At 36.3% G+C, this 21254-nt stretch carries 17 protein-coding genes; 14 read left to right on the plus strand and 3 right to left on the minus strand.

The window, feature by feature from the left end:
* Positions 1 to 139: 139 nt before the first annotated feature.
* From B2Z27_RS04735 to B2Z27_RS04745, 3 genes are all read left to right on the plus strand, one after another.
* Positions 140 to 1009 (plus strand): AraC family transcriptional regulator, encoded by an 870-nt coding sequence (locus B2Z27_RS04735; protein ID WP_286812757.1) that lies wholly within the window; start codon positions 140 to 142, stop codon positions 1007 to 1009.
* Positions 1010 to 1286: 277 nt separating this feature from the next.
* Positions 1287 to 1937, plus strand: coding sequence for a peroxiredoxin-like family protein (locus B2Z27_RS04740; protein ID WP_286812758.1), 651 nt, complete (start codon positions 1287 to 1289; stop codon positions 1935 to 1937).
* Between the two features lie 69 nt (positions 1938 to 2006).
* Complete coding sequence (locus B2Z27_RS04745; protein WP_286812813.1) at positions 2007 to 2933, plus strand: carbon-nitrogen hydrolase family protein; 927 nt, start codon at positions 2007 to 2009, stop codon at positions 2931 to 2933.
* Positions 2934 to 2945: 12 nt separating this feature from the next.
* Here B2Z27_RS04745 and B2Z27_RS04750 read toward each other — a convergent pair whose 3' ends face one another.
* Positions 2946 to 3956: an LLM class flavin-dependent oxidoreductase gene (locus tag B2Z27_RS04750; protein WP_286812759.1), complete on the minus strand. Its 1011-nt coding sequence runs from the start codon at positions 3954 to 3956 to the stop codon at positions 2946 to 2948.
* A 53-nt stretch (positions 3957 to 4009) separates the two neighbouring features.
* The gene (locus tag B2Z27_RS04755) at positions 4010 to 4279 is read right to left on the minus strand and encodes an ArsR/SmtB family transcription factor (protein ID WP_215997993.1); all 270 of its coding nucleotides are present in this window, start codon (positions 4277 to 4279) and stop codon (positions 4010 to 4012) included.
* Between the two features lie 655 nt (positions 4280 to 4934).
* Between B2Z27_RS04755 and B2Z27_RS04760 the strand changes: the two genes are divergently transcribed.
* The 5 genes from B2Z27_RS04760 (at position 4935) to B2Z27_RS04780 (ending at position 9736) form a co-directional block, all read left to right on the plus strand.
* On the plus strand, positions 4935 to 6407 hold the full coding sequence (locus B2Z27_RS04760) for a potassium/proton antiporter (RefSeq protein ID WP_058105635.1): 1473 nt from the start codon (positions 4935 to 4937) through the stop codon (positions 6405 to 6407).
* A gap of 1 nt (position 6408) precedes the next feature.
* Entirely contained in the window at positions 6409 to 6783 is a 375-nt protein-coding gene (locus B2Z27_RS04765) for a hypothetical protein (protein ID WP_286812760.1), read from the plus strand.
* Positions 6784 to 6887: 104 nt separating this feature from the next.
* Positions 6888 to 7367, plus strand: a complete 480-nt coding sequence (locus B2Z27_RS04770) for a hypothetical protein (RefSeq protein ID WP_286812761.1) — start codon at positions 6888 to 6890, stop codon at positions 7365 to 7367.
* A gap of 132 nt (positions 7368 to 7499) precedes the next feature.
* Positions 7500 to 8111, plus strand: coding sequence for an alpha-ketoglutarate-dependent dioxygenase AlkB family protein (locus B2Z27_RS04775; protein WP_286812762.1), 612 nt, complete (start codon positions 7500 to 7502; stop codon positions 8109 to 8111).
* A 74-nt stretch (positions 8112 to 8185) separates the two neighbouring features.
* On the plus strand, positions 8186 to 9736 hold the full coding sequence (locus B2Z27_RS04780) for an NAD(P)/FAD-dependent oxidoreductase (RefSeq protein WP_286812763.1): 1551 nt from the start codon (positions 8186 to 8188) through the stop codon (positions 9734 to 9736).
* 236 nt (positions 9737 to 9972) lie between these two features.
* Here the strand turns inward: B2Z27_RS04780 and B2Z27_RS04785 are convergent, their stop codons facing one another.
* Positions 9973 to 10209 (minus strand): hypothetical protein, encoded by a 237-nt coding sequence (locus B2Z27_RS04785; RefSeq protein WP_286812764.1) that lies wholly within the window; start codon positions 10207 to 10209, stop codon positions 9973 to 9975.
* A 488-nt stretch (positions 10210 to 10697) separates the two neighbouring features.
* Here B2Z27_RS04785 and B2Z27_RS04790 point away from each other — a divergent pair, with 488 nt between their 5' ends.
* The 6 genes from B2Z27_RS04790 (at position 10698) to B2Z27_RS04815 (ending at position 21233) form a co-directional block, all read left to right on the plus strand.
* Complete coding sequence (locus B2Z27_RS04790) at positions 10698 to 12005, plus strand: DEAD/DEAH box helicase (protein WP_286812765.1); 1308 nt, start codon at positions 10698 to 10700, stop codon at positions 12003 to 12005.
* 50 nt (positions 12006 to 12055) lie between these two features.
* A complete protein-coding gene (locus B2Z27_RS04795) occupies positions 12056 to 12748 on the plus strand; it encodes a peptidase E (protein ID WP_286812766.1) in 693 nt (230 codons plus the stop codon).
* Between the two features lie 270 nt (positions 12749 to 13018).
* On the plus strand, positions 13019 to 13246 hold the full coding sequence (locus tag B2Z27_RS04800; RefSeq protein ID WP_286812767.1) for a hypothetical protein: 228 nt from the start codon (positions 13019 to 13021) through the stop codon (positions 13244 to 13246).
* On the plus strand, positions 13239 to 15416 hold the full coding sequence (locus B2Z27_RS04805) for an ATP-binding protein (RefSeq protein ID WP_286812768.1): 2178 nt from the start codon (positions 13239 to 13241) through the stop codon (positions 15414 to 15416). Before B2Z27_RS04800 ends, B2Z27_RS04805 begins: the two co-directional genes overlap by 8 nt.
* Before the next feature lie 6 nt (positions 15417 to 15422).
* On the plus strand, positions 15423 to 17567 hold the full coding sequence (locus tag B2Z27_RS04810; RefSeq protein ID WP_286812769.1) for an ATP-binding protein: 2145 nt from the start codon (positions 15423 to 15425) through the stop codon (positions 17565 to 17567).
* 18 nt (positions 17568 to 17585) lie between these two features.
* On the plus strand, positions 17586 to 21233 hold the full coding sequence (locus B2Z27_RS04815) for an ATP-binding protein (protein WP_286812770.1): 3648 nt from the start codon (positions 17586 to 17588) through the stop codon (positions 21231 to 21233).
* Positions 21234 to 21254: the final 21 nt, after the last annotated feature.

A 21254-nucleotide genomic window follows, 5' to 3' on the forward strand; every position in this document is an offset into this window, starting at 1 on the left:
CAAAAAACAAGCTGAAAAATTACTCTCATTTATCACAAACCGACTATATATTGTCATTCAAATCATAATAACTATATTTTTTTGATACATTAGTATAAATTCCATTTAAAAATGGATTGTATTAAGCCAACATTATGTCATGAAATCTGCGTTACAAAAATCACCGATTCCCAAGCATCATGCCTATTTAGCTAGAATGCTTAAAGAGCCTGTTTTTGATCCCCATTGGCATTTTCATTCAGAACATCAGCTTTTTCTAGTTCTAAAAGGCAGTGGCACAAGATTTATTGGCGATAGCGTTAAATCATATATTGCTGGTGATATCACTTTTATAGGTCCTGACCTTCCACATCTTTGGCGTAGTGAAAATGAGGAAGAGCAAGAAATGAACATTGCTTGGTCTGAAGGGATCGTCATTTATTTTCATAAAGATTTTTTAGGAAAAAATCTTTTGCAGAGCAATGAAGCCATACGTTTACGAAATGTTTTCCATAAAAGTCTACGGGGAATTGAGTTTACCCATAAGACCGCTGCAACCTTAAAAACAATGATGATTGACCTTGTAGCCATGACCGGGTTTGATGGTGTGCTACAATTACTAAAAATTTTAAATTTTATAAGTACAGCCAACGAATTTAATCTTTTGGCCAGCGCTGGTTATACCAACACCCTAAGGGAAGCAGATACGGAACGTATGTTCAAAGTGTATGCTTTTGTCATGAAAAACTTTAAGCAAAAAATATTCTTGACAGATTTAGCCAAACTAACGAATATGACCCCTACATCATTCAGTAGATATTTTAAGCAACACGCTAATAAACCTTTTTCAGATTTTGTAAGTGAAATTAGAATTGGTCATGCTTGTAAACTTTTGATCGAGAAGAAAATGAATGTTTCACAAGCTTGTTATCAAAGCGGATATCAAACGCTTTCAAATTTCAACAAACAGTTTAAGCATATCACTAAATTAACCCCTTTGGCATACAAAAAGAAATACGAGATATACTAAACGTCAATGCATAGTTTAATGGAATCAACTGCGGAATTTTTGAATTTCCAATAATAGATTTCTTGTACCATCCGCACAATTATAAGGCAAAGCTAAAAGTAATTACCACAACGTTTCAGTTTTGACAAAATAAAGGTATATATGCTCATCTTACCCAAAAGAACAATGTTATATTATTCCTAATGCAGACCAATAGCACAAAGGGTTTTCACTATATTTCGAAAAAATACGCTAGACTACCTAGTAGCTATATACATAGAAAATTTAGACTTACATAATGCAAAAACTAAGAGAACAGACCGATGCTAAAATAGCTTTTGGCAGACAAAAAAATCCTGAATTCATGAAAGGCGTCGATGAGATCATCGAAGAAGCAAAGGCTTTTGAAAAAGGTAAGAATGCACTAAAAGTAGGAGAACAAGCTCCGGATTTCAAGTTACCAGATGCTTTAGGCAATCAAACAAAATTATCCGGTTTATTGGAAAACGGTGCGGTGGTAGTCACTTTTTATCGTGGTAGCTGGTGCCCATACTGCAACTTACAATTACGTGCTTTACAAGCTAAGCTACCGGAAATTCAATCTCTTGGCGCTACGCTGGTCGCCATTAGTCCAGAAGTTCCAGATGCATCAATGACCAAGAATGAAATTAGCGAGATGGATTTTACAGTTTTGTCTGACCAAGATGCAAAAGTAGCGTCTAAGTACGGCGTAGCCTGGGAAGTACCAGAATTTCTTTTGGACCATATGCGCGTTGACCGAGATCTTGATCTAAAACAAATAAATAACGGAAATGGAACGGTATTGCCAATACCTGCTACCTTTATTGTTGGCACAGACGGTGCAATTCAATGGAGCTACATTAACGTTGATTACCGTACACGTTCAGAGCCAGACGAAATTGTAGAAGCTTTAAAAAGTATCTCTTAAATAAAACCACCAAACCTTTTATCAGTGAAAATTATAGACACACCAGAGCAAAACCACCTTAAAATTGCCATGGCACAAATAGCACCGGTTTGGCTCAACAAATCTGCTACTATTGATAGAATTAAGGAATATATTATAAAGGCGGCCAAAGACAATTGTGAGCTCGTTGTCTTTGGTGAGGCCTTGTTACCGGGTTATCCTTTTTGGGTTTCCATGACCAATGGTGCACAATTCGATTCTAAAGTTCAGAAAGAGATTCATGCGCATTACATTAAAAATTCGGTTCAAATTGAGGCTGGAGAATTAGATGATATCTGTGAGCTTGCAAAACAACATAAGATTGCCATCTACTTAGGCCTCATGGAACGAGCAAAAAACAGAGGCGGTCATAGTATTTACTGCTCCCTTGCATATATTGACAACCAGGGCGAAATAAAATCGGTACACAGAAAATTACAGCCTACCTACGAAGAGCGATTGACATGGGCTCCAGGTGATGGTAACGGATTACAAGTTCATGATCTTAAGAACTTTAGTGTTGGCGGATTAAACTGTTGGGAGAACTGGATGCCCTTGCCTAGAGCTACCCTGTACGGGTTGGGAGAAAACTTACATATTGCCGTTTGGCCCGGATCGGATTACAATACCGCCGATATCACCAGGTTCATTGCACGAGAATCCAGATCTTTTGTAGTTTCCGTATCTAGCTTAATGAGCAAAACCGATTTTCCAGATGATACTCCACATTTAAACGCCATTCTTGAAAATTGCCCGGAAACATTGGCAAACGGTGGTTCTTGTATTGCCGGACCGGATGGGGAATGGATTTTACCTCCGGTCATTGATAAAGAGGGATTGATCACAACAACTATAGATTTCAACAGGGTTTTAGAAGAACGTCAGAATTTTGATCCCGTAGGGCACTATTCTAGACCAGATGTCACTAAACTTTCCGTGAACAGAGAAAGACAGTCTACCATAGAAATCAAGGATTAATAAGGGGGAGAATTATTCCTTCTCCCCATTCAATTCTTTCATAATCTCGGCAAACAAGCGGTATGATTTTATGCGGTCTTTACCGTCATAAATATTGGTAACCGCAATAAGTTCGTCTACTTGGGTATCGTTTATAAACTGTTGCACTTGTTTTTTAACGGTTTCTTTGCTACCAATAAAGGAATACTTCAACATTTGCTGTACAGACGGATTTTTACTCAATTCACGTAAATCAGGAGTCATGGGTACCGGTGGTTGCATATAGCCCCTTTTTCCTGTCAACAAACCAATAATCATTTTATAAAGGGATGTTGAAATGCGTTCCGCTTCTTCATCTGTATCCGCAATGATAATGTTTACGCCTGCCATAGTATATGGTTTCTCCAAAACCTTAGAAGGCTGAAACTCCTGATGGTAAATTTGCAAGGCGTTCATTAAATGGTTCGTAGCGAAGTGACTCGCAAATGCATAGGGCAATCCTTTTTTGGCGGCTAAATGGGCACTATCCGTGCTTGAACCCAAAATGTATAAAGGTACCTCTACCCCTTCTGCCAAGGTAACGCGCACTTTTGCATCTGCATTTTCCGTAGAGAAATAGCGCTGTATTTTTTCCACTTCTAAAGGAAACGACTGTGCCGCCTGGAAAAAATCTGACCGTATGGCTTGGGCGGTTAATTGATCGGTTCCAGGTGCACGCCCCAAACCTAGGTCTATTCTATTTGGGTATAGTATTCCTAAAGTTCCAAACTGCTCTGCAATTATCAATGGGGAATGATTTGGTAGCATTATACCACCTGACCCCACTCGTATAGTTTTTGTTCCTTCGGCAATGTAACCCATCAATACAGACGTGGCGCTACTACCAATAGCTATAGAATTATGATGCTCTGCCAACCAAAATCGGTTGTACCCCACTTCTTCCGCAGCTTGTGCCAATGCCAAAGAGTGGTCAAAAGTATCTTTTAACGTTGTACCCTCTGATACAATGGCTAAATCCAATATAGAATATTTAATATTTTTCATTCAAATAATTTCATTAATACATTTAAAAGTATCTATATGTTTTATCAAAAAAACTACAGTTGCTGTAATCGTAACATGTAATTATCCCAAACTTCATGATTTAAGGAATAGTGATAGTTACGTCCTATTTTATGTTGATTGATGAGTTCTGCCTCAACCAACCTTTTTATATGATGACTGATGGAAGGCTGACTTAAATCGAGCAGGTTACACGCTTTGGTGCATTCAACCTTGCCTTGATTTTTCTGCATATACTGCAGAATCTTTAAACGATTAACATCACTTAATGCTTTAGATATTTTCTCCACTTGTTTTAGCTCCATGATGATATATTATATAGATACATGTAAATGTATATATAAATATTGACACTAAACTTTAATTGTGATTCTCTTAATAATGATTAACTTGACTTTAGGAATAATACTACAACCAACAGATGACTAAAGTTACCAAAACACCCCATATTGTTTTCTGGATCCTGATTCCCATAATACTACTCACAGGATTTCTAAAACCTGATAAAACATTCTACTTTAATATTCATGACACCTATTATGTACTGGGGTTAATCAATTAAGCCGTACTAATCTCTATTATATTTGCAATTATAGGTTTTGGATACTGGGTCGTAATTAAACTTAACAGAAGGTTGGTAAATTGGCTGACCATAATTCATTTAATAATTACCGTTATTGGCTTCTGCTAAATTTTATTCATCTCATTTTTCCTATCAGATTCAAATCAAGATTTTGGTTCTCATTTAACCGTGACTTTATCTACACTTGCGGCAGTCTGTGTACAATTACTATACCCCATCAATATTATAACTGCCTTCATTAGAAAAATTAATTAGTTTTTTAATAAATCAGGGTTATAATACAACATGTTAACATTGTGCCAAACCTTAACATTTGTATTGGTTTTTTGATAAATGATCTAACTTTGTTGCCTTAAAAATAAGGCAACTGACCACCAATGAACCTTACCATAGAAAACATACTTCTTGTAGGCTCTATATTACTGTTTATCAGTATTATAGTTGGTAAGACTTCGTACAAATTCGGGGTACCTACATTGATTCTTTTCTTAGCCATAGGTATGCTTGCCGGATCTGATGGTATTGGCGGTATTCAGTTTGATGACCCTAAACTTGCCCAATTCATTGGTATTGTCTCTCTTAACTTTATATTGTTTTCTGGTGGTTTAGATACCAATTGGAACGCTGTAAAACCTATTTTAAAAGAGGGACTTGTGCTATCTACCCTAGGGGTTTTGCTCACAGCGGTCACCCTTGGAACTTTCGTCTATTATATTACCGATTTTACCATATACGAAAGCATGTTGTTGGGCTCTATTGTATCTTCTACAGATGCCGCAGCGGTTTTCTCCATTTTACGTTCTAAAAATTTAGCCTTAAAAAGTAATCTAAGACCCACGTTAGAGCTTGAAAGTGGTAGTAATGACCCCATGGCTTATGTGCTTACTCTTGCTTTTTTGACCTTGGTCATTAATCAAGACCTGAGCGTTCTCTCTATCATTCCCTTGTTTTTACAACAAATGATATTGGGCGGCATTGGCGGTTTTGTATTTGGAAAGCTCAGTGAAATTATCATCAACAAAATTAAATTAGGCTTTGAAGGTTTGTACCCTGTGCTGGTCATTGCCTTAATGTTCATAACCTTTTCCGCTACAGACGCTGTTGGCGGTAATGGCTTCTTGGCTATTTACATTTGTGCCGTGTATTTAGGCAATCAAGATTTAATACATAAGTCTACCATTTTAAAAATGTTCGATGGTATGGCTTGGCTAATGCAGATCGTATTGTTCTTGACCTTAGGCCTACTCGTTTTCCCTTCTCAGATTTTACCTTATTTAGGTATTGGTCTGCTTATATCGGTATTCTTAATTCTTGTGGCAAGGCCTGTAAGTGTTTTATTAAGCCTTATGTTCTTTAAAATGAAACTAGGGAGACGTTTCTATATCTCATGGGTGGGCTTACGTGGTGCAGTGCCTATCGTATTTGCAACTTATCCCCTATTAGCAGGCATTGATAAGGCCAATATTATATTTAGTATCGTATTCTTTATATCGGTTTCATCGGTTTTAATCCAAGGTACTACCCTATCTATTTTTGCCAAATGGCTTAATGTTGCTTTACCGGAGGAAGTAAAACCTATTGCAGAAAATGATAGATACATTCTTAATCTACCTAAATCCGCTATGGAAGAAGTTACGGTTGCTCCCAACAGTTTTGCTGTAGAAAAACGAATTATCGATTTACATTTTCCCAGGTCGGCTTTCATTGTGATGATAAAGAGAAATGGTAAATTTGTACGTCCGGGCGGTGCTACGGTGATTGAAGCAAATGATATTTTGGTTTTACTTCTAGATAATGAAGAAAGCTTAAAAGAAGTTAATGAAATACTGGACCAAGTAGTTATAGCGTAAAATGCAAAGTTTTAACAACATAGTAAAAGTTCTATTCCTCGTTACAATTTATTGTTTCGGGCTAGTTAATTCTGCAGATGCCCTAACTAACTTTAACCAAACACCATTAAGCGAAAATAGCGAGCAAAAAAGCTATTTTGCAGCGTCCACCAAACTTTTATCTCCACATGCTCAGCAATCTGAAGTTTCGGTTTCAGATGTTGCCGAAGTTGTTTCGCCTAATTACAAGCTTCCGTTTACTGGCTTTACCGCTAGCCTTAACGGTATTGATTTTGCCTCTATTTCTAGATACAGGCAATATATTCTTTATGCCAAAACACTATTGATCAAGTTTAGAAAAACTGATCTTATTTTTCCTTTCCATAATTTCTGGTAGACCTCTTCATATAGGCTATCAATTTGATAGCTAAATAACTAGGTCTTATGATGTATCACTTTACATCATACAATAATCAGTATTAAAAAATTAAAATTTACAACATGGAATTTGGAGTAACTGCTATTGGTTTAGCATCTGTTGCACTATGTGCAATGCCTTTTGTTTTAACGAACAGAAACAGAAAAATAAAAGAAAAAAAAATGATGGCATCTTTAAACGACATCGCAACTACACATCATTGTAAACTAACGGAATATGAGATTTTTGGTCACTATGCCATAGGTTTGGACACTGAAAAGAAATTTGTATTCTTTGTCTCAAATAATGGCGAAGAATTACATGAACAGTATGCCGATTTAGCCACTATTAAAACTGCTGAAATTGCGAACATTGGTAAATCCTTTGCAAGAAAAGAGAAAATTACAGAGCGATTGCTGCTGCAACTTTTCCCAAAAAACACCAATGCACCAGATGTAGTTTTTGAATTTTATGATGTTGAAGTCAACTATCAATTAAGTGGAGAATTTCAGTCTATAGAAAAATGGAACAAAGCGATTAAAAACTTGCTCAAAAGCAATTAGTATATATCAACAAAGTTCATTTTAATTATAAAAGCGAATAGAAAATCTTATAAAAAAGGTTAACTATTCGCTTTTGCTTTTAAGATCATTACCAAGTACTTTAGTTCTCTGAATTGTTAGAAAACAAGGGTTATGAAATTATTTGATATTGAGGTTGACCACACGAAAAACCTACTTCCACGTGACGGAACGGTACATTACTTTGGTAAAATATTAAATGAGGAAGACGCTATACACTATCTAAATGTCTTATTGAACAAAATAAAATGGAAGAATGATGAAGCCATCATCTTTGGCAAAAAGATCATAACCAAACGAAAAGTAGCGTGGTATGGCGAAAAACCTTTTCAATATACCTACTCTAAAACTACTAAACTAGCCCTACCGTGGACTGCAGAGTTGCTTCAATTAAAATCTAAAGTAGAGCAAGAAAGTGGCGTAACCTTTAACTCTTGCCTATTAAACCTATATCATGATGGCAGCGAGGGCATGGCGTGGCATAGTGATGGAGAAAAAGACCTTAAAAAAAATGGCGCAATAGCTTCCGTAAGTTTTGGATCGGAGCGAAAATTTGCATTTAAACACAAAGAAACGAAAGAAAAGGTTGAACTAGTTTTAGAGCACGGTAGCCTATTAATGATGAAAGATGAAACACAGACCCACTGGTTACATAGATTGCCACCCACTACGAAAAGTAAAACACCAAGAGTAAACCTCACATTTAGAACCATCATTGAAAAATAATTTTACCGCTACAGACCTTATGCATTTTTAAGCCGCTACAACTTTACATCATCTTTTTACTTTAATTTTGCCCTATGATTAGAAATGTACAGCTAAGGTTAACTTTAAAGGAAGAAGCAACCCCAAACGGATTACAAATTCGTACAGCGCAATATCTTGGACTCGAAGAAGGGTCTTTTACCCTTAAAGTCTTACGTAAATCTATTGATGCACGTAAACCTAAAATTGTATTCAATTACAAATTGGCGGTATATATTAACGAGCCCGCACCTAACGACGCCCTTCATTTTGAATATAAAGATGTATCAAAAGCCAAACCCATACATATTGTAGGATTTGGACCTGCGGGTATGTGGGCGGCACTACGTTGTTTAGAAATGGGTTACAAACCTATTGTTTTGGAACGTGGTAACAATGTAAAAGAACGCAGACGAGATTTGAAGGCCATTAACCAAGACCATCAGGTAAACCCTGAAAGTAATTACTGTTTTGGTGAAGGTGGCGCAGGTACGTATTCTGATGGAAAATTATACACCCGTAGTCTTAAACGTGGCGATGTACGTCGCATTTTCGAAAGTTTGGTATTTCATGGTGCAACAGACCAAATATTAGTAGATGCACATCCACATATCGGAACCAATAAGCTCCCTAAAATTGTACAGAATATTCGTGAAGTTATACAGCAGCACGGTGGTGAAGTTCATTTTAATACCAAGGTGACCGATTTCGTTATCAACGACAATACGTTAAAAGCCATTGTTTTAAACGACAATAATGAAATGGCCGTGGATCGCGTAATATTGGCTACGGGACATTCCGCTCGTGACATTTTTGACTTATTACATAAAAAAGATATTGCGCTACAAGCAAAATCATTTGCCATGGGCGTGCGTGTAGAGCATCCGCAACATATCATAGACAGTATTCAATACCACTGCTCTGGTGACCGAAGCGAATTGTTACCTGCAGCTTCTTATAGTTTAGTGGAACAAGTGAAGGAACGCGGCGTGTATTCGTTCTGTATGTGTCCTGGCGGATTCATTGTGCCTGCTGCCACTTCCCCTGGCGAGGTGGTTGTAAACGGCATGTCACCATCAAAACGAAATAACCTGTATGCCAATTCCGGTATCGTAGTGGAAATTAATGTGGATAAGGATATTCCTAAATATGAGAAATTCGGGGCTTTGAAAGGATTGGAATATCAAAAGAATTTAGAACGACTGGCATTCACTTCTGGCGGAAGAACGCAAACTGCCCCAGCTCAGCGATTGACCGATTTCGTAGAAGGAAACTTATCCGTAGACCTTAACCCTACCTCGTACCAACCCGGATTAAACTCCGCTCCCCTACACTCCCTGTTACCTAAACTTATTGGTAGTAGATTGCGACAAGGCTTTAAAGCTTTTGGTGATAAAATGCATGGTTATTACACGGTCGAAGCAAATATTGTAGGCGTGGAATCCAGAACCTCATCACCTGTGAGCATCCCTAGAAACGAAAAACTGGAACACCCAGTGATCAAAGGACTTTTCCCCTGTGGTGAAGGTGGTGGCTATGCCGGTGGTATCGTTTCTGCAGCAATGGATGGCGAAAGATGTGCCGAAGCTGCTATGGCAGGATTATAGTTGGTTGTTGGTTGTTGGTTGTTAGTTGTTAGTTGTTAGTTGTTAGTTGTTAGTTGTTAGTTGTTAGTTGTTAGTTGTTAGTTGTTGGAAAAATGAAATTTTGCTTTGCAAAATTTTCATTACCAAAAGTCTTTCCTCTCTTCTCTATTTTCTCTTTTCCACTTTGTACTTTGTACCTAAGACTTAGTACTTAATACTTTAAACTGTACCTGGCAATTGAACACTGAACACTATAATTAAGCCATTTTAGGCTTGTTAGCCTTAGTGATAAAATTCAAATCTCTTTTAATTCTTGAATTTTTGAATTTGTATAAACGAGCAACCTCAGTAGTAGATTCCGTTTTAACTTCATTTGTAGTTTCCGTAACAATGCTCATTTCAATAGTTTCAACTTTAACCTCTGAAGTTGTGTTTTGAGCTTGAGCAGTAAAGCTTAAAAAGATGATGAAAATGATAGTTGCTAATGTTTTCATGACTTGCGTTTTGTTACAATTATAAAACGCCGTAGACCTTGTTCTACTAGGTGATGAATCGCTGAAAAACACCGTATTCTCGTTACTTGACAAAGATTCGGATTAAGTGTAAAATCCCGTCGATTAACGACATTACCCCTATTTTCACCTTACCGATTTTTAGTGACTTTAATCGACAATCGATGTTTTAAATACAAGCACAATCTCAAAAATCAAGTTCAGGATTAGTTGTTGGTTGTTAGTTGTTGGTTGTTAGTTGTTAGTTGTTAGTTGTTAGTTGTTAGTTGTTAGTTGTTAGAAACTATAAAATTTAGCTTTGCTAAATAGATTTGATTAGGAACTAATCAAAAAAGGTCTATTCTCTTTATTCTATTTTCTTACTTCCAACTACTTTATACTTCTTACTTTGTACTCAACACTTTGCACTTTAACCCCACATTACAATTCCTTCCACATTAAAGCGTACCTTTGCAGCTTATTAAAATTTTATGACATTTAAAGAACTCGGCTTAGCCGAACCTATCCTCAAGGCATTAGAGGCTGAAGGATATACTCACCCTACTCCAATTCAAGAACAATCCATACCCATATTACTGAAAGGCAAAGATTTATTGGGCGTTGCACAAACGGGAACCGGTAAAACGGCCGCATTTGGTATTCCTATCCTACATCAATTATATGAAGGTATAAGTCTTAGCCAGAACAAAAGAAAAATTAAAGCGCTTATAGTAACACCTACCCGTGAACTTGCCATTCAAATAGCCGAAAGTTTTACGGCGTACGGAAAATACACAGGCCTACGTAATACCGTTATTTTTGGCGGAGTAAAACAGGGTAAACAAGTAAACGCCCTTAGAGGAGGCGTTGATATATTAATTGCTACTCCCGGTCGCTTATTAGACCTAATGAACCAAGGTTTTATTTCTTTTAGAGATTTAGAACACGTAGTACTTGATGAAGCTGACCAAATGCTGGACATGGGCTTTATTCATGATATTAAGAAAATCATCGCGAAATTGCCTCCTAAACGACAATCGCTTTTCTTTTCGGCTACTATGCCAAAAGACATTGTTGAGCTTTCTAGAAAAATGTTGGGCGATTTTGAACGCGTTACCATTAAGCCAGAACAAGCTACAGCAGAGAAAGTTGAACAAGGAATATATTTTGTTAGTAAGCCAAACAAACCAAAACTGCTTATCCATATTATTAAAGAGAACCCTGAGAGTACGCTTATTGTTTTCTCCAGAACTAAGCATGGAGCCAATAAAATTGTAAAGAAATTAGACCAAGCAGGTATACGTTCTGCAGCCATACACGGTAATAAATCGCAAACTGCAAGACAAAAGGCACTAAGTGCTTTTAAAGAAGGAGATCTTAAGGTTTTGGTTGCAACCGATATTGCCGCAAGGGGAATTGATGTAGAAGACCTTTCATTGGTTGTAAATTATGATTTACCAAATGTATCCGAAACTTATGTTCACCGTATAGGCAGAACAGGTAGGGCAAATGCAAGTGGTACGGCACTTTCTTTTTGTGATAAAGAAGAAAGACCCTACTTACGTGATATCGAGAAATTGATAAAACAATCTGTACCTCGCATGCCAGAGCATCAATTCGTAGATGAAGATACTCCGCAAGATACGGGCAGTCAACCGGCACAACAACAAAGAAAACAAGGTAACTCCCGTAATAAAAATAGAAACAGAAATAGACCTGGTGGCAACAACTTTCGGGGAAAGAACAATAGAAATACAAACAGGCCTAAAAAACGAACAGATTCTAGCAGAAGCGAATAGCTTCTGTTAGAAATTCATTTTATCTTTAGCATAAACATTTTATCGTCTTTATGAAAAAGCAAATGGTAATTTACGGCAGTGGCCGCCATACCGTACCTTTCTTAAACTACATTGCCAAAGCTACCGGCAAGGAAAAACCGAATATGTGTTTTATTCCTACAGCTAGTGGTGAAGACGCTCAGTATATTGCTTCTTTCTATGAGGTGTGCTCACAGATAGATGTTACCCCACATGTACTTTCGGTTTGGATTAATTCTTATGATCAAAAAGAATCGTTCGAAGAGATCATCTCCCGGATGGATGCCATAATCGTTGGTGGTGGAAATACGTTGAACATGCTCGCCATTTGGAAAGCGCAAGGCATTGATGTTGCCCTTAAAAAAGCCTATGACAACGGGGTAGTTATGGGTGGTGGCAGCGCTGGTTCTTTATGCTGGTTTAATGGCGGTACTACAGATTCTAGACCAAAAGAATTAAGTATTGTTGGCGGCATGTCATTTATAGACAAAAGCCACTGCCCGCATTACAATTCTGAAACTTCACGAAGACCTTTGTACTTTGAAAACATAAAGACCGGCAAACTATCCGAAGGTTATGCCTGTGACGACCGTTCCGCTATTCATTTTATTGATGGTGAAGTTCATACTTCAGTCTCATTGAACGATGAAAACCATTCGTACTACGTCTATTTAAATGATGGTGAAATTGTGGAAGAACTGATACCGAGTACTGTTATTTCATAACTTCAATCTATAACTATATTTTACGTACTAATATCCTTATTAAGGATTCTAGTTCATCTCTTGCATCTAAATTCTTAATAAAACACTCTTAAAGTAAAAGTTATTACGTACTTTAAGGGTGTAAAATTCCCCTTTATTTTCTGATTCACAATATGTTGCTCATCGCCCCCTGATGTGTAGCCTTATTTGTCTTGTGTCTAATTCAAAAAATTAAATACGAGGATGAAGTTGTAATCAGTGCTATTTTTTTAAACCAACCACCAATTGTGCATGAAATTAGTTGTAAATAGGGAAAATCAAGTCATTGAAATCTATACCAAATGGCTACATGATTATTTAAATGTCTACGTAACAACCCATACTTACATTTTAAATGATGACACTTGTTTTAACGGTACTTCCGTCAAAAAGGTATTTTTAATTATTTCTTCAACCTCCAATTTCTTTGCCAACATTTTTGAACCAGGTTCAACCAATAACTTAAGAATACATGATTAAACAATCCCTGCTATTCATCACGCTATTTTTCTGTATGCTATTTACGGCAAGTGGGCAAGAAAACCCGGTAGATAAAAATGGATTGGCACTCGATACCATTATACATTTTACGAAAGCAGATGTAGATCCACTATTTGGTTTAACGTTGAAAAATAGAGAAGGTTGGATTTTTAAATCGGGCAATGAAAAAGATTTATCTCCTGTAGAGATTGATTTAGCTGGCTGGGAACGATTAAGTCCTTCTGAGATAACTAATGATATGGTAGATAGTTCTGGAAAATTTGAAGGATGGTTCAGATTGCAGTTTACTATTGATAGTGCTGTAGCAAAGCTTCCTCTCTATTTAGATAAAGAAGATCATGCTGCTGAGGATATTTATTTAAATGGAAAGTTGTTCCGCCAATTTGGCGAAAAAGGGAATGATAGAGCCTCATTTAAAGAACACATTCAAGATTTTGAAATAAGAACCCCAATATTTTTAGAACCTGATACAGTACATACATTAACGATACATTATGTTGACTATAGCACTTATGGAAACATAACCAAAGCTCTAGTGGGTTCAACCAGAATTGTATCCAACGCGTATTTTGACTATATGAGTTTATTGAGTTTTAAAGCTTTATTTGACTTGATCAGCTCTTTTATATTCTCAATTCTTTTCTGGCTTCTCTATATTCTAATTAGAGATGAAAAGGAGTTATTAATTATAGCTATTTTTTGCACTGTAATGTTACTAGAAACCATTGCATCGGCATTCTTTGGTGGAGATAGTTTATTTTTCACCCTACCTTCTAACATCATGATTACGTTAGATTATGTAAGTAATATTTTATTTTTCTTCTTCCCTATATTATGTCTTTTATTGGGCTATAGGATGTTATATGGAAACCTTAAAAAATGGTTGATTCTATTCTGTATAATAGCATCTTTAGCAATGTATTTCAGTTCTTATTCCTACCTAATTACGGTAATAGGGATTGCCATATTTTTACTCATTTTCGCATTAAAATCCAGAAAAAAAGTAATATCTGTCAGGGTAGTCATGTTTAGTTTATTTTTATCATTTACTACTTCTTATCTAGGACTTATATATAGATGGCTCGCTTCTGGTGATCATCTTAGTTTAAGATTAGTTTCTGTAAACAGTGACTTAATCGGTAAGGGAATTTTTTATTTTGGAATGTTGGCATTTGTCGCTTATCGCATGAGAGAGAAAAATGAGGATATGCGTAAAAATGCAATGGAACTTGTAAAGGTCGAAGCTGAAAAGAGTGCGCTTATTGCTTCTCAAAATGAAAAGTTAGAATTAAAAGTAAAAGAAAGAACATCAGAATTAAATCAATCTTTAGAAGAATTAAAAGCCACCCAATCTCAACTCATCCAATCTGAAAAAATGGCGAGCCTTGGAGAGTTAACTGCTGGTATTGCCCATGAAATTCAAAACCCTTTAAACTTCGTCAATAATTTCTCTGAAGTAAGCAATGAACTTGTTGATGAAATGAACGAGGAATTGGATAAAGGAGATCTTGAAGAAGTTAAGGCTATTTCATTGGATATCAAACAAAACCTTGAAAAAATAAACCATCACGGCAAACGTGCGGACAATATTGTAAAAGGTATGTTACAACATTCTAGAAATAGCAGCGGTACAAAAGAACCAACTGATATCAATGCCCTTGCAGATGAGTATTTACGCTTGGCCTATCATGGACTTCGGGCAAAGGATAAGTCATTTAATGCAGAACTGATTACCGATTTTGACGAGAACATGGGAAAAGTAAATATTGTACCACAAGACATGGGGAGGGTAATTCTCAATTTGATTACCAATGCCTTTTATGCGGTAAATGAAAAAGCTAATTCTGACATTGAAGGTTATAAACCTACCGTAAAAATTACATCAAAGCGAACTCCCCTCCTTGGAGGAGTCGGGGGTGGGCCTCAAAGTGTACAAATTTCCATTTCCGATAACGGTAACGGTATTCCTGATAAAGTAAAAGAGAAAATATTCCAACCCTTTTTTACCACTAAACCTACTGGGCAAGGTACCGGCTTGGGCTTAAGCATGAGTTATGATATTATTACTAAGGGGCATAGTGGTGAATTGCTGGTGACAACACGACAAGGTGAAGGAACCACTTTTAAAATCATTTTTCCCATAATTTAAATGATAATGAAACATATACTATACATTATTGGTTTTCTGCTTTCGTTGACAGTTTTTAGTCAAGAAGACAAAGTGTTAGTCATTACAGATAGTACTGTTGCTGATAACTGGATGATTCTTGGAATGGATTGGCGTTTTCAAAAAGGAGATAATATATTATGGGCTAATCCAGAAATTGATGATTCTACCTGGAATGAATTCTCTAGTAATAACTTAAATCTGATTGATGGAAAAAACGTAATTGCAGATAGGGGCGAAATTGTATGGTTGCGTAAACGTATTATGGCAGACCAGTCATTAAATGATGCACTAGTTTTAAATATCTTTCAAGAAGGAGCTTCAGAAATTTATTTAGATGGCAAACTAATTCACCAATTGGGCAGTGTAAGCTCTAATAAGGATGAAGTTATCTACCATAACCCATTTAGCCAAGTGCTTCATTTACCTTTAGAGATCGGCAAGGAACAAATTTTAGCTGTACGTTTTGTCAATGCGCAATACAAATACCCTATCTACTATCATAACGGACTAATTAGAATTTATATATCGTCCTTGCGTAATGCCAATTCAACTGATGTGATAAAGAATAAACGTGTAGCTTTTTTTCAACAATTTGTCAATAGTTATTATATCTCACTTGGACTTGCTATTCTAATGTTTATTATTTTCCTATCGTTTTTTATTTTCTTTCCTAAAGAGAAAATTAACGGTTATTTTGCTGCCTCTTTATTATTCTTAATTCTATTTACCTTAGGAGTATTGTCGTTCTATCATAATACTGGCACTTATTTTTGGCTAACTTTTTATTATGACACTTGCATTCTTATTTCAAGCCTTATTCTTTTGTTCTGTTTTTACAAAATATTAGCACAGCCTATAGACCTTGTTTTTAAAGCTATTAGTTTTTTATGTTTTTTAACTATAGGTTGTTACTTTTTATATGATCCTGAGCAGTTGGGGCCAATCTGGTCAATTTTCCTTTATGCTGGTATTATACGTTTAAGTTTAAAATCTTGGAACAAAAATAAAGTTGCCAGCTTTTTATTTTTAAGTTCTAGTTGTATTAACCTGGCCTTTTGGATTTTAATGATATGTTGGTATATGGGTTTAGTAGACCAGCGGATAGATAAATTTATTCCTTTTTCTTTTATGCTCGTTCCTGTTGTTTTAGCTATCTATTTAGGTTACGCATTTGGAAAGCGCAGTCAAGATTTAAGATTAAATTTAAATCGTGTCCAAGAATTATCCAAAGAAAAAGAATCCATTTTATCTCAACAAAAAAATACTTTAGAGCAACAAGTTAAGGAGCGCACAGCAGCACTTAATCAATCTTTAGAAGAATTAAAAACCACCCAATCTCAACTCATCCAATCTGAAAAAATGGCGAGCCTTGGTGAACTCACTGCCGGCATTGCCCATGAAATTCAGAATCCGTTAAACTTCGTCAATAATTTCTCTGAGGTAAGCAACGAACTTGTTGATGAAATGAACGAGGAATTGGATAAAGGAGATCTTGAAGAAGTGAAGGCTATTTCATTGGATATCAAACAAAACCTAGAAAAAATAAACCATCACGGCAAACGTGCGGACAATATTGTAAAGGGAATGCTACAACATTCCAGAAGTAGCAGCGGCACAAAAGAACCTACGGATATCAATGCCCTTGCTGATGAGTATTTGCGCTTAGCCTATCATGGTCTGCGGGCAAAGGATAAATCTTTTAATGCAGAACTCATTACAAATTTTGACAAGAACATGGGAAAAGTAAATATTGTACCACAAGACATGGGGCGGGTAATTCTCAATTTGATTACCAATGCCTTTTATGCGGTAAATGAAAAAGCTAATTCTGACATTGAAGGTTATAAACCTACCGTAAAAATTATATCAAAGCGAACTCCCCTCCTTGGAGGGGTTGGGGGTGGGTCTCAAAGTGTACAAATTTCTATTTCCGATAACGGTAACGGCATTCCGAAGGAAATTGTAGAGAAAATATTCCAACCGTTTTTCACCACCAAACCTACTGGGCAAGGTACCGGCTTGGGCTTAAGTATGAGTTATGATATTGTAACGAAAGGACATAATGGAGAGTTAAAAGTGGAAACAACAAAAAATAAGGGAACCACATTTATTATAGAATTACCAAACTAGACCAACAACCAAACCAGTATGAAAAATACACAACAAAGTAAACTTGTTCTTATAATAGGCTTTTTCTGCTGCTTGTTTTTGGTTTCCTGCCATAAACAAAGCAAGTCCGAAACGGAAACTACAGTAGGTGATTTTAAGGTTCCAGAAACCATTCCATTACAATTTACGGACCCCGAACCTTTTGAATGGGAAACCATAACCAATGATACGCTGACAACTCCCGTTTTTTATGATTTAAACGTAGATGCCTTGCCAAGCAAACCGTTTGAATTTAATGAATTTAAGCCACTGGAAACTCCCATGAAAGAATACGATTTGGATTGGGAAAATTTTCCTGTAGAGAAATTGAAGCTTGATTCTGCGTCATTTACAGTTACAAAATCTACCATAAAAAAACCAACTATTACTAAAATGAAACCCCCAGCGAATATGGCTGGCACAAATGTGAATCTTCTACAGCTTTCCACAAATGAGGGATTGCCCTCTAACGATATTACATCGTTTTTAGAAACTGAGGATGGTGGTATTTGGATAGGATCTTCCATGAATAATACACCCCTAACCTACTATGATGGTGAGAACGCCTTAGTTTACGATTACCCAGGAGTGTATAAAATGACATTTGACCAACAAGGTAAGCTTTGGTTGGTAAGTCCTGGACCAAATTTTTTAACGGTGTTAGACTTTATAAACAATACAGCCTATACAATAACTAAAACGGCAAGCTTTATACCGTTTGACATTCTTTGCGATCATACGGGAACCCTATACATAATCTCCGATAGTGAAGGGATATACAAAATGGACTCGGAAATGAAAAGTTTGCAAAAGATTTCAAATATAGGACGAAATAAGCCCTTTAAACTTTTTGAAGATAGCAAAGATAACTTATGGTTAGGGTTTATAGATGGTCTTGCGGTATTGAATAAAGAAAGAACTGAGATTAAAACAATCTCAATCATAGCCAATTTAGAAATAAATTCTGTCGTTTATGAATTTAAAGAAGATGCACAAAATGGTATTTGGTTAAGTTACCCTTACCCAAATCCTGATACTAAAACCACTCCAAGCATTTTAAGAATAGCATTAGATAAGAATAAAGTTAGTGTATTAGGTGAAGAAAACGGATATACCATAAAGGGTGACAATATGGAATTTGATTCTGACGACAACTTATGGATATTTGGCCCTAGAGAGGCATATATTCTAAGTGCAAATAGAAATGCCTCTAAAAAAATTAAGCTAAACGCTAAACGAGAAGAATCCCTTAAAATACCAACACCCTTAAAGCGTAAGGATGGGTCACTTTGGATTGCCTCCACTGATAATGGAGTAATTATCGCCAATGAATTTACTTTACAAACAGAATATTTTGATACCACCAGAGGCTTAATAGATGACCAAGTTTGGGAAATAGAAGAAGACTCAAAGGGTGAACTATGGCTTGGAACCGCTGCGGGTATAAATATTATTGACTTAAATAAAAATACTATAAAAACCCTAAGTTTTGAGCAATTACATAGTGCACCCAATACAATCAATTTTATCAAAGAAATATCACCGGACATGTATTATTTAAGCACAAGGCCCGGCTTTTCTATTCTTGATAAAAAGAAAAATAAACTTTCCGTCTATGCCAATTCTTCCAACATTTTTGCTGCAGGAATTTCTATTATAAATGAAGGTACAATTGCGAACTACTCTAGATCAGGACTGTACATATTTAATATTGAAAACAACACCGTTAAAAAAGCAGTCTCTAAAAATGGCCAGGAAATTTTAAAGGCAGGAAGCGGATCCGTCATAGCTTATGACAAAGAAATTATTTGGATACCTACTACAAACGGACTAGCCAAAGTAAATTTAAAAACGAACTCTGTTAGTTATCTTAGTAAAGAGCAAGGTCTTAGCCATGAAAATGTATCTTCAGTAAAACTTTCTAATGAAGGTGAATTATGGATAGCAACCTTAAACGGTATAGACATACTTAATTTAGAACAAAATACGCTTACTACTATTGAAAGTGAAAATGGATTATACCCACTAGATTTTTACGACCTAGTTGAAAGAGGGAACTTTATGTATGCGGCTAGTGGTAATGGTTTAATTGCCATGGAAAAAGCCACTGCAAAAACAACAGATAAAGGCTTCTACAATTTTAATGGTGGACTCGGTTTTAAATCGAATGATTATTTACAAAATTCACCTAAATTTTTAAAAAACGGCCAGTTTTGGTCAGGTGTTACGAATGATTCCAATGAGTGGAAACTACTTGTTCTTAATTCAGAACCACAACAAGATAGTACTACTGGAACAGTGAAAATTAACAACATTTTCGTCATGGATGAAAACCCGGGGTTCGGGTTCAACCAAAAGAAAGATTCTACAAAGGTGCAAACTTCAACCTATGCCAATACCAATGGTATAACTTGGGAGTCGGTAAAACATCCTTACAACCTACCTCAAGGCCTTATTCTACCCTATGACCAGAACAGTATTAGTTTTAGTTATGGAAGTAATGATATATTCAACAGGGATCAATTAAACTATCGTTTTATTCTAGATGGTGAAGATGAAGATTGGAGCTATGCTGCAAATGCTACCAAGACCAAAAACTATTATAACTTAAAACCAGGAGATTACACTTTTAAAGTAGCTGATAGAAGTGGGAATAGCGACTGGTCCGTACCAGATACACTTTCATTTAAAATAAATCCGCCATGGTGGCAAACTTGGTGGGCATACTTGCTCTTCGGTTTAATTGCAGCTAGTATTTTAAGGGCATATATTGTTTTTAGAGCCAGAAAATTAACTAAAGAGAATAGAATCTTAGAAGAACGTGTTTCTCATAGAACGGTTCAGCTTAAGACTAAAATAGAGGAATTAAAGTCTACACAATCAAAGCTTATACAATCCGAGAAAATGGCAAGTTTGGGTGAACTCACCGCTGGTATTGCCCATGAAATTCAAAATCCGCTAAACTTTGTTAACAACTTCTCTGAAGTAAATAAAGAACTTCTTGATGAACTGGAAGAAGAAATAGATAACGGTAATTATGATGAAGTAAAAGCTTTGGCTAAAGATGTAGCCGCCAATGAGGACAAAATAATATTTCATGGCAAACGTGCCGATGGTATCGTGAAAGGAATGCTACAGCATAGCCGTAGCAGCACCGGTCAAAAAGAAATGACCGATATCAATACTTTATCTGATGAGTACCTACGCCTAGCCTACCATGGTTTACGTGCAAAGGACAAAAGCTTCAATGCCACGTTAAATACCGACTTTGATGATGCTATCGGTAAAATAAACATTGTTGGCCAGGATATTGGGAGGGTTATTTTAAATCTTATTACCAATGCCTTTTATGTGGTAAAAAAGAAAAAAGAAGAAAACCCAAATGGTTACGAACCTACCGTTTCGGTAACTACAGAAAAACAGGGCAATAAGGTGCTCATTAAAGTATCTGATAATGGTAATGGAGTGCCTAAAGAGGTATTGGATAAAATATTTCAACCCTTTTTCACTACCAAACCTTCAGGTGAAGGCACCGGATTAGGACTATCACTAAGCTATGATATTGTAAAGGTACATGGTGGCGAATTAACGGTAGAAACAAAACAAGGTGAAGGCACCACCTTCACCATCTCATTACCAATGAATTAAATAGCAAAATGTTCCCTCATT

The organism is Maribacter sp. UBA3344 (assembly GCF_002362375.1).
In the GTDB taxonomy this organism is placed as follows: Bacteria; Bacteroidota; Bacteroidia; order Flavobacteriales; family Flavobacteriaceae; genus Maribacter; species Maribacter dokdonensis.